The sequence below is a fragment of the Mesorhizobium sp. P5_C1 genome (genome assembly GCF_054049815.1).
The window spans coordinates 1-655 of record NZ_JBFULQ010001310.1 but is presented as its reverse complement, the minus strand read 5'-3'; the positions used below and the strand labels follow the sequence as shown (position 1 = coordinate 655).

The 655-nt window shown below is 60.3% G+C and carries 1 pseudogene; it reads left to right on the top strand.

From position 1 onward, the window contains the following. A pseudogene (locus tag ACXJ7R_RS35555) lies at nt 1–474 on the top strand (hypothetical protein); the annotation flags it as partial. Between the last annotated feature and the right edge of the window lie 181 nt (nt 475–655).

Sequence of the window (655 nt, the reverse complement as noted above, 5' to 3'; positions counted from 1 at the left end):
ACAGGTATGAAGGTGGCGTGCTTCACAGCCCCCGACATCCTCGAGCGGCTGGCAAACCGCAGCCTTGTCCCGAATCTCCTGCTGATGTTTTTGGTTTTGTCGATCCTGCCCGGCGTGCGTGCGCTTGGAGGCAGCTATCAGCCGATCTACTACCCCCTGATGCGCTATGTCGTGTGCCGGGCGCTCGAGGCCGCAGGCGTGGATGGAGATCTTCGGCAGGCTCTCGCAACCGACGACGTTCCCGGGGCTTGGGGGCATCGGGTAATTGAGTGTGATGATGATCCGTTAGAGCTGTTCCTAAATGGCAGGAACGGCGGGATGAGTGATCTTATCGACCGTTTGGGCGACATTTCCTTCGCCGAGGCATGTGGAAGCATGAAAGGCTTCGTGTCGGACCCGTCGTGGCATGAACTTCACAGCCGGCTGCGGCAGGGGTTAGTCACGCCGGCCGACGAGGAATGGGCCTTTTCCTGAAATGTCTGATGGGCTTCCAGCAGCTGGCATGTGTAATGCCGGATTGCGAATGGCTGCTTCGCGCCTAATGTCGGACGTTGAGGTCAGTTTTGCTTCGGCCTGAAAGCAGACATTGTCAGCGCCGACGCGGGGCTGCGCCCCGATAGGCGGGTCGGGGGCTCGGGATTTTCGGCCCGTGTCG